This is a genomic window from Buttiauxella noackiae ATCC 51607 (assembly GCF_001654865.1).
Classification (GTDB): domain Bacteria; phylum Pseudomonadota; class Gammaproteobacteria; order Enterobacterales; family Enterobacteriaceae; genus Buttiauxella; species Buttiauxella noackiae.
The window spans coordinates 159,105-173,091 of record NZ_LXEO01000014.1 but is presented as its reverse complement, the minus strand read 5'-3'; the positions used below and the strand labels follow the sequence as shown (position 1 = coordinate 173,091).

The window sequence follows — 13,987 nt, the reverse complement described above, 5'->3', positions numbered from 1 at the left end:
AGTCTCATGAAACTGGCAGTGTACAGCACAAAACAGTACGACAAAAAGTATCTGGAGCAGGTTAACAATGAATACGGCTTTGATCTTGAATTTTTCGACTTCCTACTAACCGAAAAAACAGCCAAAACGGCTCATGGTTGCGATGGTGTTTGTATCTTCGTTAATGACGACGGTAGCCGCCCTGTTCTCGAAGAGCTCAAAAAGCACGGTGTGAAATTCATCGCATTGCGCTGCGCGGGCTTTAACAACGTCGATCTTGACGCTGCTAAAGAGTTAGGCCTGCCAGTAGTACGAGTTCCAGCTTATTCACCAGAAGCCGTAGCAGAACATGCCCTCGGCATGATGATGTGCCTGAACCGTCGTATTCACCGCGCTTATCAGCGTACCCGTGATGCGAACTTCTCTCTTGAAGGGCTGACGGGCTTCACCATGTATGGCAAAACCGCCGGTGTGATTGGTACTGGTAAGATAGGTATCGCCGCACTGAGAATTTTGAAAGGCTTCGGCATGCGCTTACTGGCGTTCGATCCGTACCCAAGTGCTGCAGCACTTGAACTGGGTGTGGAATATGTCGATTTGCCAACGCTGTTTGCACAATCAGACGTTATTTCACTGCACTGCCCGCTGACGCCTGAGAACTATCATTTACTTAACCGGGCCGCATTTGAACAGATGAAAGATGGTGTGATGATTATCAACACCAGCCGTGGCGCTTTGATTGATTCACAAGCCGCGATTGATGCACTGAAAAATCAAAAAATCGGTGCGTTAGGTATGGATGTGTATGAGAACGAACGTGATCTGTTCTTTGAAGATAAATCTAACGATGTCATTCAGGATGATGTATTCCGTCGCCTGTCAGCCTGCCATAACGTACTGTTTACCGGCCACCAGGCATTCCTGACTGCGGAAGCGTTAACCAGCATTTCCGAAACGACGCTGGAAAACTTACGTCAATTAGAGAACGGCGAGCCTTGTGTTAATCAGGTGAGTTAATCTTTGTGGCGGATGTCGCTGCGCTAATACGCCCTACACCTGGAGTTATGTCGATTGGGTTAGCGTTAGCGACATCTATAACGAAATGGATTCAACACTCGTTTTAAGATTATCCTTAAAGAATCACGCCCCGCTTTTTGCCAAAGTTGGCACCAACTCATTGATGAAACGAATAACTTAAGGACAAGAAATGAAAAAATTAGCTTCTTTAGCTCTGGCTGCAATGGTACTGGCCGGTTGCGCGCAATCAGGCGATAAATCGACAGTGACCACACAAGACCTGCAACACCACCGCTATGTTCTGCAAAGTGTTGATGGCAAGCCGTTAACCGGGATTGATCGCATGCCGGAACTGAGTTTCGGTGAGAACATGCACATTGCGGGCAGCATGTGTAACCGCTTTATGGGTCAGGCAACACTTGAAGGCGATACCCTGAAAGCCAAAGGTCTGGGAATGACCATGATGATGTGTGCGGAACCGCAGCTTAATGGGCTGGATCACATGATTAACGACATGCTGACCACGGGTGCAAAAGTTGACTTAGCTGCGCAACAGCTGACGCTCAAAACCAGCCAGCATACTTTAGTTTATAAACTGGCCGATCTGGTCAACTGATTAAGCTAGTACGCTCCACACGTTCCGGCGGCAAGCGCATTTTCACTACAGCGTTTGCCGTTTGGCATCGCGCACATACCGATTGCCGAACCATCAAGCTGACGAGCAACACTTAACGTCCCACCAATCATTGCACAACTCGCCTGCCCTTGATTTGACATTGCTGCACGCATACCAGGCGGTACGTGAGCTGCAGTGGCTTGTTGAGGTGGTTCACTACTACATGCCGACAATAACAGTGCGGCAAATCCCGCTAAAAACGCAGCGCGCATTACTCTTCTCCCCCTGAACGTTGCAAAACCTAGGAATCATAAGCGCAGGCGTTGCGTTACGTCGAGGCCGTAAAGCCATAAAATGTGTGTGATTTTGCAATGCAGATCACTTTATTGCGCAAAACATAACCACCCAACCCTTTTCACGACCTCAATCAAGGTTCAACGCAGGACACAAAAGCGAAAATCACCTTCTGTGGGCTTTGCTAGAATTAAAAGATTATTCTTCGGCTCGCCGTTGTCATGTGGGCTTTTTCGTATTCATATTATTGCGCAATGTAAGGGTGTCTCCATGATCACAATCGACGGCAATGGTGCGGTCGCGTCAGTGGCGTTTCGCGCCAGTGAAGTCATCGCCATCTACCCGATAACCCCTAGCTCAACCATGGCTGAACTGGCTGATGCATGGTCCGGGGATGGCCGTAAAAATATTTGGGGCGATACGCCACGCGTAGTAGAAATGCAGTCAGAAGCGGGTGCGATTGCTGCGGTTCACGGCGCGCTGCAAACCGGTGCCCTTTCCACTTCGTTTACTTCATCGCAGGGTTTGCTGCTGATGATCCCAACGCTCTACAAACTGGCCGGGCAATTAACGCCGTTTGTGCTGCATGTTGCGGCACGCACTGTCGCCACCCATGCGCTCTCAATTTTTGGCGACCATTCGGATGTGATGGCAATTCGCCAGACCGGTTGTGCCATGCTGTGTGCCAGCAGCGTTCAGGAAGCACAAGACTTCGCGCTGATTTCGCATATCGCAACCCTAAAGAGTCGCGTGCCGTTTATTCATTTCTTTGATGGTTTCCGCACATCACATGAAATCAATAAAATCGCCCCACTGGCAGACAGCACCATTCTGGAACTGTTGCCGCAAAAAGAGATAGATGAGCACCGCGCCCGCGCGCTGAATCCAGAGCACCCGGTAATTCGCGGCACTTCCGCTAACCCGGACACCTATTTCCAGTCCCGCGAGGCCAGCAACCTGTGGTACGACGCGGTGTACGAGCACGTCGAACAGGCGATGGACAACTTTGCCGCCGCCACGGGCCGCCAGTATCGCCCGTTTGAGTACTACGGCCACCCGCAAGCCGAACGCGTGATTATCCTGATGGGCTCAGCTATCGGAACGTGTGAAGAAGTTGTCGACGAATTACTGACACGCGGCGAGAAAGTCGGCGTGCTGAAAGTTCGCCTGTTCCGTCCTTTCTCCGCCGACCATTTATTAGAAGTGTTGCCAGAAAGTGCCCGCCAGATTGCCGTGCTTGACCGCACCAAAGAACCCGGTTCGCTGGCAGAACCGCTCTATCTCGATGTCATGACCTCCCTTGCCGAAGCGTTTAACCGTGGCGAACGTGAAACGTTGCCACGCGTAATTGGCGGGCGTTATGGCCTTTCGTCCAAAGAGTTTGGCCCGGATTGTGTGCTGGCGGTATTTAACGAACTCTCGCAGGCCAAACCGCGCCCCCGCTTTACCGTTGGCATCTACGATGACGTAACCAACCTGTCTCTGCCATTGCCGGAAAATACCCTGCCGAACCGCGCCAAACTTGAAGCGCTATTCTATGGTCTTGGCAGTGACGGCAGCGTGTCCGCCACCAAAAACAACATCAAAATCATCGGTAACTCGACACCGTTCTTCACTCAGGGTTATTTCGTTTATGACTCCAAAAAAGCAGGCGGTCTGACGGTTTCCCACCTGCGTGTCAGTGAACAGCCGATTAACTCAACCTACCTTATTGACCGCGCTGATTTTGTCGGCTGCCACCAGTTGCAGTTTATCGACAAATATCAAATGGCCGAACGCCTCAAACCAGGCGGTATTTTCCTGCTCAACACGCCTTACGGCGCGGACGAAGTATGGCATCGCCTGCCACAAGAAGTTCAGGCGGTACTGAACCAGAAAAAAGCGCGCTTCTTTGTGGTTAATGCAGCGAAAATCGCCCGTGAATGCCAGCTTGGTGCGCGTATCAACACCGTGATGCAGATGGCATTTTTCCATCTCACCAATATTCTGCCGGGCGATAGCGCACTGGCAGAACTGCAAGGTGCGATTGCAAAAAGCTACAGTAGCAAAGGTCAGGAGCTAGTGGAGCGTAACTGGCAGGCGCTGGCATTATCCCGAGAACTGCTGGCGGAAGTAGCACTGCAAGAAGTCAACGAAACCAGCCCAATGCGCCCACCGGTGGTGTCCGACGCCGCACCTGATTTCGTTAAAACCGTTACCGCCGCGATGCTCGCAGGCCTTGGTGATGCGCTCCCCGTTTCTGCGCTCCCGCCGGACGGTACCTGGCCGATGGGCACCACGCAGTGGGAAAAACGCAACATCGCCGAAGAAATTCCTATCTGGAAACCGGACATCTGTACCCAGTGTAACCACTGCGTTGCTGCCTGCCCGCACTCGGCAATCCGCGCTAAAGTTGTGCAGCCAGAAGCGATGGAAAACGCCCCTGCTGCATTGCAGTCGCTGGATGTGAAATCCCGCGATATGCGTGGACAAAAATACGTCTTGCAAGTCGCGCCAGAAGATTGCACCGGCTGCAATCTGTGCGTGGAAGTTTGCCCGGCGAAAGATCGCCAGAACCCGGAAATCAAGGCAATCAATATGATGTCGCGCCTTGAGCACGTTGAAGAAGAAAAAGAGAATTACGATTTCTTCCTCAAACTGCCGGAAATGGACCGCACCAGCCTTGAGCGCATTGATATTCGTACTTCGCAGTTGCTGACGCCGCTGTTCGAATACTCCGGCGCCTGTTCCGGCTGCGGCGAAACACCGTATATCAAACTGCTGACCCAACTTTATGGCGACCGCATGCTGATTGCTAACGCCACCGGTTGTTCGTCAATTTATGGCGGTAACTTGCCTTCCACGCCGTACACCACCGATGCAAATGGTCGCGGGCCAGCCTGGGCAAACTCATTGTTCGAAGATAACGCCGAATTTGGGCTCGGCTTCCGTCTAACGGTCGACCAGCACCGCGCCCGCGTGATGCGCCTGGTCGGCAAATTTGCCGATAAACTACCTGCGGAGCTGAACGAACAACTCCATGCCGAAGCCACGCCTGAAGTGCGTCGCGAGCAAGTTATCGAACTGCGCAAACATCTGGCGGATATCGACGACCCGGACGCGCGCCAGCTCATCACCGACGCTGACGCGATGGTCGAAAAATCTATCTGGCTGATTGGCGGCGACGGCTGGGCGTATGACATTGGTTTTGGCGGGCTGGATCATGTGTTAAGCCTGACTGAAAACGTCAATATTCTGGTTCTCGACACGCAGTGTTACTCCAACACCGGCGGCCAGGCGTCAAAAGCGACACCACTGGGTGCAGTGACTAAGTTTGGCGAACACGGCAAGCGTAAAGCACGTAAGGATCTCGGCGTCAGCATGATGATGTACGGGCATGTTTATGTGGCGCAAATTTCACTTGGCGCACAGCTCAACCAGACGGTGAAAGCGATTCAGGAAGCGGAAGCTTATCCGGGCCCATCGCTGATTATCGCCTACAGCCCATGTGAAGAGCATGGTTATGATCTGGCGCTTAGCCACGATCAGATGCGCCAGCTCACTGCGACTGGCTTCTGGCCGCTTTATCGCTTCGATCCGCGTCGTGCTGATGAAGGTAAACTTCCGCTGGCGCTGGACTCCCGCCCACCTTCGGATGCTCTGGCCGATACGTTAATGAAGGAGCAACGTTTCCGCCGCCTGAACGCGCAACAGCCAGAAGTTGCCGAACAGTTGTGGAAAGATGCCGCCGTAGATTTGCAAAAACGCTACGACTTCCTGGCCCAGATGGCAGGTAAAGCGGAAAAAGCAGATAGCGAGTAACCCCACAGATTAGCCTCAAGGACTACGCTCATCTTCGCTATAACTGGCAAGATGGGCGCAGCTCTATTTTCAAAACATTATTTCAATAAAATTACCAATCTGATTCATAAATGAGCACCGCCTCGCCTTTTTGACATTAACAACATGTTATATCTGCGTTAATTATTCAAAAAAGGAAAGGCTATGTTAGGTCGCTCTCTGCTTGCTACTTCAATCCTGCTGTCTATGAGTAGTGCCGCTCTGGCACTACCTGAATTTTCTGTCTGGCCACAGGGCGAAGCGCCAGGTGCTAAAACGAGCCCTGTGCAGCAAGAAACTGTCGACAGGCGTAAGGACAGCGGGCTTGCGGACCGCGCGGTAACAGGTATTCGCACACCAACCATCACCGCATATTTACCGGAAAAACCCAATGGGGTTGCGATATTAGTCACCCCTGGCGGCTCTTATCAGCGCGTAGTGCTGGATAAAGAAGGTAGCGACCTTGCTCCCATTTTCAACGCTAAAGGATATACCCTGTTTGTGATGACCTACCGTATGCCAGCAAATGGGCATGTGGAAGGTTCAGATGCACCATTGGCTGATGCTCAGCGGGCCATTCGAACCCTAAGAACCGATGCCAACAAGTGGAAAATCGATCCGCATCGTATTGGTATTCTGGGTTTCTCGGCAGGAGGCCATGTCGCTGCAAGCCTTGCTACGCGCAATGAAGAATCTGTTTATCCGGCAAGCGATGAGGTAGATAAAACCAGTGCGCGCCCCGACTTTTTGGCGCTTATGTATCCGGTGATTAGCATGCAGGAAAGTATCGCGCATCCGGGCTCGCGCAAAGCCTTGATTGGCGAGAAACCCACTCCTGAGCAGATAAAGAAATACTCACCGGAGCAGAATGTGACGGACCAGACGCCGCCTACGTTTATCGTTCATGCGGTGGATGACCCTTCCGTCCCGGTAGATAACAGTCTTGCCATGTTCTCGGCCTTGCGCGCCCAGCACGTGCCGGTGGAAATACATCTTTTCCAGGAGGGTAAACATGGTTTTGGGATTCGTGGCGCAGTCGGTTTGCCCGCTGCCAGCTGGCCAGAGTTGCTGATAAACTGGATTGAAGCTTTGCCCGCTTCTCCTAAATAAAGCGTTCTGGTGTTTTGCTAAACAAACGACAAAACACCACGCGTAATGACTCTAAATACTTCGAGTTGCAGCCAGGCGGCAACTCGAAGTATGACGATTACTTAAAGCTGATACGCACAACATCGTCCGGGCTGGTCGGCTCTTTTTCACGAGTTCCCGGTTGTTTCACGCTGACAAACAGCTGTTGCCCGTCTGGTGAAAGCGCCAGGCTATTTGGCAGTGCTGGCGTATCGATAGTCTCCAGCACTTTGTAGCTTTTCGCATCAACTACGCTAACTTTCCCGGCTTTGCGATGAGTCACATAGACTTCGTTGCGCGTCGGGTTAAACAACACATCCAGACCCAGCGGCACATCCACTTTGTTCAGCACTTTGCTGGTATTGGTATCAACAACCAACAGTTGCGGTGACTTCGAATCGCTGACAAATGCACGGTTGTTTGCGCTATCCAGCGCGATATTCAGATAGAAATGCTCGCCTTCTGTCTCCAGTTTCGTGCGCGAGATAACCTTGTTGGTTTTGCTGTCGATAACAATAAATTCGTTGTCAGCATTGGTCATATAAATACGCGAGGATTTCTCATCAATCGCCAGGCCCGTCGCCATTTTACCGAGATCTTTAATGGTATCCCGAAGCGTCAATGTTGCTCCATCAATCACCCACAGCACGCTGGACTCACCCAATCCGCCCATATACAGAGTGTTGGTGGCTTCGTTAACCACTAACTGGCGCGGCATTAACGGACGAGTAGTTTCAGTGCGCTTTGTCTCATCCACCACCAGTGACTTAATCACATCACCCGTCTTGCTGTTGATGGCCGTCACCGCGCTGCTGGTGGTATTGCCCAGGAACAATGTGCCCGTGGTTTTGTTAAAGGCTACACCGAAAGGCTTCAGGTTGTTATGAATCGCCTGAGTCACTTCGAGGGTTGCCGGGTCAAGGCGGTAAACTACCCCGCCTTTATCCGTTTTTCGGCTTTGGGAAGTGGCAACATAGAGTGCGGATTGGTCCGCGCTATAGGCCATTTCATACACTCCTTTGCCAACCGGTTTTCTTTCAACCGTAAACGAGGTGTCGGCAAACAGTGAACTGGAAAACAGCAAGCTGGTAAGCACTAAAGCAGGCAAAGCACGCAGGCGGGTTTGTGGTAAAGCAGACATAAATATCCTTATCAACAGCAGGTGAATACCTTTAGCTAACAGGACGTTAGCTAAAGGTTTAAATAACTGTTGATAATTATTATCATTTATAAATGAGAAAGTAAATCATTACACTTGCAAATAGACCACCTGGGTTTGCAGATATTCATTCAAACCATGGCGACCATCGGCACCGCCAATACCCGATTTACGCCAGCCGGCATGGAAGCCCTGCATCGCTTCAAAGTTTTCACGGTTGATGTAGGTTTCGCCAAACTTTAGGCCCTTAATTGCCTTCATCGCGACATTTAAATCACGTGTGTAAACTGAAGATGTCAGGCCGTAATCGCTGTCGTTGGCCATCTCAAGCGCTTGCTCAAGTGTGTCAAACGTGGTGACTGGTAGCACCGGGCCGAAGGTTTCATCATGCATAATCGCCATATCCTGGCGCACATCCACCAGCAGCGTTGGCGGGTAGAAGTACCCTTTTCCTTCAGGCGCTTTGCCACCCAGCACAACACGCGCACCGTCACTCACTGCACGCGCCACTTTCTGTTCGACGCGTTCAAGCGCTGCCGCATTAATTAGTGGCCCCATCGACACATCATTGCGTTCGCCAGTATTACCAAAACTCACCTGCTTAAACGCTTCGCTCAGACGGGTGATAAATTCGTCGTAAATACCTTTTTGCACATACACGCGCTCCGCGCAGTTGCACACCTGCCCGGTGTTGATCATGCGTGAATCAACGATCGCTTTCACCGCGATATCAAGGTCTGCATCGTCCATCACAATGGCAGGCGCTTTACCGCCCAGTTCGAGGCACACTTTGGTGATGTTTTTAGACGCCGCTGCCATGATTTTCTCACCCGCGCCCACGCTTCCGGTCATGCTGACCATCGCCACTTTCGGGTTGCTCACCAACTCCTGCCCAACAGTCTCGCCACGACCCAGCACCAGGTTGAACACTCCTTTTGGTAGCCCGATATCATGGACAATTTGTGCAAAAGCGATGGCATTGTTTGGCGTAAATTCGCTGGGTTTGATAACAATGGTATTACCGGTAATCAGCGCTGGCGCGAGTTTGCGGGCAATCAGGAAGAACGGGAAATTCCACGGTAAAATCCCGGTGGTGACGCCAAGCGCACGTTTGAACACCAGAATGTTTTCGCCAGGTCGGTCACTTTGCAGAATTTCACCTTCATAACGACGCGCCCACTCCGACATGTAATCGAGATAATCCGCAGTGAAAGCCACTTCCACTTCAGCCAATTGCTGAGTTTTCCCACCTTCGGCAACAATCAATGCGCTGATGGCTTTTGCTCGTTCACGAATCCCGGCAGAAATTTTGCGCAACCAGCCAGCACGCTCAATCGCGGGCAAGGCTTCCCAACCGGCCTGCGCATTTGCCGCAGCATTAATCGCATCACAGGCGTGCTTTGCATCCCCGTCAGGAATGCGCGAAATCAACTCTTCAGTAGCCGGATTGATCACATCAATCCACTGTTCGCCCTGCCATTGAACAAATTGACCATCAATATACATCGGGTGTTGTACAGGTGCTGTCATGATCGGCTCCTCTGCGCTTGCTGTTTTTATGTTTCGCTTATGTAAAATTCATGTAAACACTTTAGATATCAAAAACAGTCATTCGGGCAAAATGGTTATGAACTGTGATGGCTCTCAATAAAAACAATGGGAAAGAAGCCGTTAGGTTGTCACGGAGGAAGGGAAAAATGACCGTTTTAGACATCTTCATCAGAAAACGGTCATTATGGGAGAATTACAGCAGTTGGCAGGCCGTAGGGTAGTCGGTGATCAGCACATCAATGTAGCCACCATGAAGCGCACCGCGAATCGCATTAGCTTTGTCACTTCCACCTGCAAGCGCCACCACATGCGGGCAGTCGCGGACCTGGCTTAGTTCCATGCCAATAACCGGGTCTTCTTCTTTGCTTAATACTGGCTCGCCCTGGGCATTGAAATAATGCAGGCAGATATCCCCCACAGCTCCACGCTCGGCGAGGGTTTTGAGCATCGCTTCGCCATAATAGTTGCCCGAATTTTTCAGTAGTTGGGACGGTTCAAGCTCTCCAATACCGAGAATCGCCACGTCAACTTCGGCGAACTTTTTCACCACTTCAGCCACATCGTCACTGGCGACCAGTTTGGCGCGCTCTTCAACGGAGTGCTCAATACTTTGCGACGGCAGCAGCCAGGCTGGGCAGTCGAGTTGCGCCGCCAGGTTTTGCGTCAGAATTGTCGCCTGCACGTTGCCGTTCGGACCCACGCCACCGAGCAGTTGAATCACCCCGCGCGCTTTAATGCTTTGCGGGTGCAGTTCGTCGACCATTGCGCGAATGGTCGAACTCCAGGAAGAGATCCCCACCAGGTCGTTTGGCCGCAAACGCGTTTCAACATAGTGTGCTGCCGCACTGCCAATCGCATGTTTGATTTGCGCGGCGGGTGCAGACTCATCGACATCCACCACAATTGCCTGGCGAATACCGTATTTTTTCTCCAGCGCTTGCTCGAGTGACAGGAAAATATTGGCGGGCTGGATAACACTGATTTTTACCACGCCCTCTTTCTGGCAGCGTGTAATAGCGCGTGAGACAAATGATTGCGACAGGTGCAATAACCCGGCGATTTCTGACTGCTTCATCCCTTCGACAAAGTAGAGCGTCGCAATCTTGACCAACAAACGTTGTTCATCCTGCTTTGACATTAGCGCCTCCTGATTCTCTCCTTTGTATTTTTATTCAAGCTTGCATAAATAACAAGACAGCATTCCTTTTGATGCTTAATCGTACAATTTGTGATCGCTTTCGCCTTTTTATCATTTTACTCAATTCCGCATGGACAGATTCTAATCACAGGCCTATCGTTACATTGAATAATAAATCATGCTTGAATATATATTCAATGTGGAGATAAAAATGAAAGTTACCTTACTTAAGACCTCACTCGTTGCCGCTCTTCTTGCTTCCTCTGTCAACCTGTATGCCGCCGATAATGGGCTGATTGCCATCATTACCCCATCTCATGACAACCCATTCTTTAAAGCCGAAGCTGATGGCGCGATGGCCAAGGCCAAAGAGTTGGGTTACACCACGCTGGTCGCGTCGCATGATGATGATGTAAATAAACAAAACCAACTGATTGAAACCGCTATTGCCCGCAAAGCAAAAGCCATCATCCTGGATAACGCAGGAGCAGATGCCACCGTCGGCCCATTAGAAAAAGCCAAAGCAGCTGGAGTCCCTACATTCCTTATTGACCGTGAAATCAACAAAACGGGTGTCGCCGTGGCGCAGATTGTTTCCAATAACTATCAAGGTGCGCAGTTGGGTGCCGAGAAATTTGCCAAATTGCTTAACGGTAAAGGTAAGTATGTTGAATTGCTGGGCCGCCAGTCAGACACCAACGCCCACGTGCGCTCGCAGGGCTATCACGACATTCTCGACGACTACCCGGATATGAAAATGGTGGCACAGCAAACCGCAAACTGGAGCCAAACCGAAGCCTTCACCCGCATGGAATCCATCTTACAAACCCAGCCTGACATCGTCGGTGTGATTTCTGGTAACGACACCATGGCGCTGGGTGCAGAAGCTGCGTTAAAAGCCGCAGGCAAGACCAATGTCATCGTGGTCGGGTTTGACGGCAGTGACTACGTACGCGACTCGATTATCGCCAGGAGCAATATCAAAGCCACCGTGCTGCAACCAGGTTGGGAGCAAGCGCAAATGGCGGTGGTACAAGCGGATTATTTCCTGAAAAACGGCAAACCACAGCTACAGGAAAAACAGTTGATGGACTGCGTATTAATTGACGATAGCAATGCCAATCAGCTGAAAACCTTCAAGCTGGCTAAGTAGTCCGGGAGGCTGTATGTCGCTTAAACAATGGGGTATTTGCTGGTTATGTTGCAGTGCCCTGTTGCTCACTGCCTGCCGGGTGGTGGATCTGGATGAAAACGGGCAACCGATTATTCCGCCCGATCCGAATGCGAAAGCGAGTTTCGCAAACCAGACACCCGCGCAGATAGCGCAACAAACCTGGAACAGCAAAGTACTGACTCCAGCGCAGAGCCATGCACTGGATAGTACTGCTCTGAAAACCCGCGCCGCCAATGCCAACAACGAAAGCATATTCGTCAAAGTACAAGGCAAAGTCGACAGCGTTTCCCTGGATAACGAACGCGAGCGTACGTTGACCGTGACCGTCAATGACCAACCGCTGCAGGTGCAAGTTGGGCCGATGATTCGCGGCAACGCAATCCGCGATGCGACAGGTTACAAATTCGAAGATTTCACCAATCAGGTGCAGTTCGCACAGCTTTCAAAAGCTTATAACCGTGAAGCGGCAAAGCACCTGCCAAAAGTCGATGAAAGCTGGCAGCAGCAACCTGTCACCCTGGTGATGGCAGTTACGATGCGTAATGGTGCATTAAGTGATGCGGCGGCAATTTCACTGGAACGGGGGAAACCATAATGTCGCAAGATCCAATCATTCTGCGCACCCGTGGCATTTCAATGCTGTTCCCCGGCACCGTGGCGCTGGACAACATTGATTACAACGTCTGGCGCGGAAAAGTGAATGTGATCATCGGAGAAAACGGTGCCGGTAAATCGACGCTGATGAAAATTCTGGCTGGCGTTCAGCAGCCAGGTAGCGGCGAAATCAGCCTCAATGGTGAAGTCGTACAATTTAATAGCACGCGCCAGGCCGCCGCGCACGGCATTGGCATGGTTCACCAGGAACTGAACCTGTTTGAAAACCTGACAGTCGCCGAGAACATTTTTCTTGGGCGTGAATTGCAACACGGTCTATCGCCCATTGATGAAGCGACGCAGCAGGCTCGCAGCGCGGAATTGCTCAAACGCCTGGATCAGCCTATTTCCCCGAAGGAGATAGTGGCAAACCTGAAAGTTGGCCAACAGCAACTGATAGAAATCGCCAAAGCTTTAGCTGAGAACGCCGACATATTAATTCTTGATGAACCCACTTCAGCGCTGAGTAAAACCGAAGTGGAGATCCTGTTCCGGGTGATTCGCGAACTTACCCGCCAGGGCGTCACCATTATTTATATCTCCCACCGCCTCGAAGAGCTGATGGCGATTGGCGACGTGATAACCATTTTGCGCGATGGCAAATTCCAGGCCGAAGCGCAGGTGTGTGATATCGACGTGCCGTGGATTGTACGTGAAATGCTGGGCAGCGAACCAGTATCGAGCTTCCTGAAACCGGGGCGTGAATTTGGTGCCGCGATTCTTGAAGCCGAACACATCACCTGCGTCAATTCTGCAGGGAATACAGTGGTAAATGATGTCAGTTTTCAGGTACGCGCAGGTGAAATCGTTGGCATTTATGGCTTGATGGGCGCTGGCCGCACAGAGTTGTTTGAATGCCTGCTGGGTACACAACGCAACTATTTGGGCAAATTATGGCTCGACAGTAAACCGGTGCCGCCGCGCCTTGCCACAGCCGAACGCATTCGTATGGGCATGAGTCTGGTGCCTGAGGATCGCAAGCGCACCGGGATTTTTCCTGGTTCATCGGTGGCGAGCAACTTAACGATCGCCAGTTTATGGCGGCGCTTACAACGCGGTTTTGCCATCTCTCAAGTGGATGAAACAGCGGTAGTCGCCAGCACGATTGGCAATCTCTCAATCAAGGTCTCCTCTCCTGACGTAGAAATTCAGGCGTTAAGCGGTGGGAACCAGCAAAAAGTGGTGATTGGCCGCTCGTTGCTAACCAACCCTAAACTCTTGCTGCTCGATGAACCGACGCGCGGTATCGATGTAGGCGCGAAAGCCGATGTGTTCCGCATGATGGTTCAGCTTTCCGAACAAGGAATTGCAGTGGTGTTTTCTACCTCCGATCTGAAAGAGATTATGGCGGTTTCTGACCGCATTCTGGTGATGTCAGGTGGCAAAATCACCGCCGATATTCTCCGCGAACACGCCGAAGAATCGGCATTGGTTTCCGCTAGTGCACAAGGGTTCTGA

Annotated in this window: 11 protein-coding genes; 7 read left to right on the top strand and 4 right to left on the bottom strand. The window is 51.3% G+C overall.

Features of this window, described 5'->3' with window-relative positions; all coding sequences use genetic code 11:
* Positions 1-6 precede the first annotated feature (6 nt).
* Entirely contained in the window at positions 7-996 is a 990-nt protein-coding gene (locus tag M979_RS06035; RefSeq protein WP_034455665.1) for a 2-hydroxyacid dehydrogenase, read from the top strand.
* A 190-nt stretch (positions 997-1,186) separates the two neighbouring features.
* Entirely contained in the window at positions 1,187-1,612 is a 426-nt protein-coding gene (gene hslJ / locus M979_RS06030) for a heat shock protein HslJ (RefSeq protein ID WP_034455666.1), read from the top strand.
* A gap of 5 nt (positions 1,613-1,617) precedes the next feature.
* Here the strand turns inward: hslJ and M979_RS06025 are convergent, their stop codons facing one another.
* On the bottom strand, positions 1,618-1,884 hold the full coding sequence (locus M979_RS06025; RefSeq protein ID WP_034455667.1) for a putative hemolysin: 267 nt from the start codon (positions 1,882-1,884) through the stop codon (positions 1,618-1,620).
* 292 nt (positions 1,885-2,176) lie between these two features.
* On the opposite strand from M979_RS06025, the gene nifJ reads away from it, so the two are divergent.
* Positions 2,177-5,707 carry a pyruvate:ferredoxin (flavodoxin) oxidoreductase gene (gene nifJ / locus M979_RS06020; RefSeq protein WP_064554112.1) on the top strand — a complete coding sequence of 1,177 codons (3,531 nt, stop codon included), beginning with the start codon at positions 2,177-2,179 and terminating at the stop codon, positions 5,705-5,707.
* A gap of 183 nt (positions 5,708-5,890) precedes the next feature.
* Complete coding sequence (gene paeX, locus M979_RS06015; RefSeq protein WP_064554111.1) at positions 5,891-6,835, top strand: pectin acetylesterase PaeX; 945 nt, start codon at positions 5,891-5,893, stop codon at positions 6,833-6,835.
* Positions 6,836-6,932: 97 nt separating this feature from the next.
* Here paeX and yncE read toward each other — a convergent pair whose 3' ends face one another.
* The 3 genes from yncE to M979_RS06000 all read right to left on the bottom strand — a co-directional run bounded on the left by yncE (position 6,933) and on the right by M979_RS06000 (position 10,701).
* Positions 6,933-7,994, bottom strand: a complete 1,062-nt coding sequence (gene yncE / locus M979_RS06010; RefSeq protein WP_064554110.1) for a 7-bladed beta-propeller protein YncE — start codon at positions 7,992-7,994, stop codon at positions 6,933-6,935.
* 108 nt (positions 7,995-8,102) lie between these two features.
* Positions 8,103-9,542, bottom strand: a complete 1,440-nt coding sequence (aldA, locus tag M979_RS06005) for an aldehyde dehydrogenase (protein ID WP_064554109.1) — start codon at positions 9,540-9,542, stop codon at positions 8,103-8,105.
* A 214-nt stretch (positions 9,543-9,756) separates the two neighbouring features.
* Positions 9,757-10,701: a sugar-binding transcriptional regulator gene (locus M979_RS06000; protein ID WP_034455671.1), complete on the bottom strand. Its 945-nt coding sequence runs from the start codon at positions 10,699-10,701 to the stop codon at positions 9,757-9,759.
* A gap of 211 nt (positions 10,702-10,912) precedes the next feature.
* Here M979_RS06000 and M979_RS05995 point away from each other — a divergent pair, with 211 nt between their 5' ends.
* From M979_RS05995 to M979_RS05985, 3 genes are read left to right on the top strand one after another with little or no spacing between them, the layout of a single operon-like run.
* Positions 10,913-11,854 carry a D-ribose ABC transporter substrate-binding protein gene (locus M979_RS05995; protein WP_034455672.1) on the top strand — a complete coding sequence of 314 codons (942 nt, stop codon included), beginning with the start codon at positions 10,913-10,915 and terminating at the stop codon, positions 11,852-11,854.
* 13 nt (positions 11,855-11,867) lie between these two features.
* Positions 11,868-12,470, top strand: a complete 603-nt coding sequence (locus M979_RS05990) for a DUF2291 family protein (protein WP_064554108.1) — start codon at positions 11,868-11,870, stop codon at positions 12,468-12,470.
* A complete protein-coding gene (locus M979_RS05985; RefSeq protein ID WP_083963892.1) occupies positions 12,470-13,987 on the top strand; it encodes a sugar ABC transporter ATP-binding protein in 1,518 nt (505 codons plus the stop codon). Before M979_RS05990 ends, M979_RS05985 begins: the two co-directional genes overlap by 1 nt.

Excerpts from the sequence above, each read along its gene's own strand:
- M979_RS06035 (WP_034455665.1), top strand. The coding sequence starts at position 7 with ATGAAACTGGCAGTGTACAGCACAAAACAGTACGACAAAAAGTATCTG.
- hslJ (WP_034455666.1), top strand. The coding sequence starts at position 1,187 with ATGAAAAAATTAGCTTCTTTAGCTCTGGCTGCAATGGTACTGGCCGGT.
- M979_RS06025 (WP_034455667.1), bottom strand. The coding sequence starts at position 1,884 with ATGCGCGCTGCGTTTTTAGCGGGATTTGCCGCACTGTTATTGTCGGCA.
- nifJ (WP_064554112.1), top strand. The coding sequence starts at position 2,177 with ATGATCACAATCGACGGCAATGGTGCGGTCGCGTCAGTGGCGTTTCGC.
- paeX (WP_064554111.1), top strand. The coding sequence starts at position 5,891 with ATGTTAGGTCGCTCTCTGCTTGCTACTTCAATCCTGCTGTCTATGAGT.
- yncE (WP_064554110.1), bottom strand. The coding sequence starts at position 7,994 with ATGTCTGCTTTACCACAAACCCGCCTGCGTGCTTTGCCTGCTTTAGTG.
- aldA (WP_064554109.1), bottom strand. The coding sequence starts at position 9,542 with ATGACAGCACCTGTACAACACCCGATGTATATTGATGGTCAATTTGTT.
- M979_RS06000 (WP_034455671.1), bottom strand. The coding sequence starts at position 10,701 with ATGTCAAAGCAGGATGAACAACGTTTGTTGGTCAAGATTGCGACGCTC.
- M979_RS05995 (WP_034455672.1), top strand. The coding sequence starts at position 10,913 with ATGAAAGTTACCTTACTTAAGACCTCACTCGTTGCCGCTCTTCTTGCT.
- M979_RS05990 (WP_064554108.1), top strand. The coding sequence starts at position 11,868 with ATGTCGCTTAAACAATGGGGTATTTGCTGGTTATGTTGCAGTGCCCTG.
- M979_RS05985 (WP_083963892.1), top strand. The coding sequence starts at position 12,470 with ATGTCGCAAGATCCAATCATTCTGCGCACCCGTGGCATTTCAATGCTG.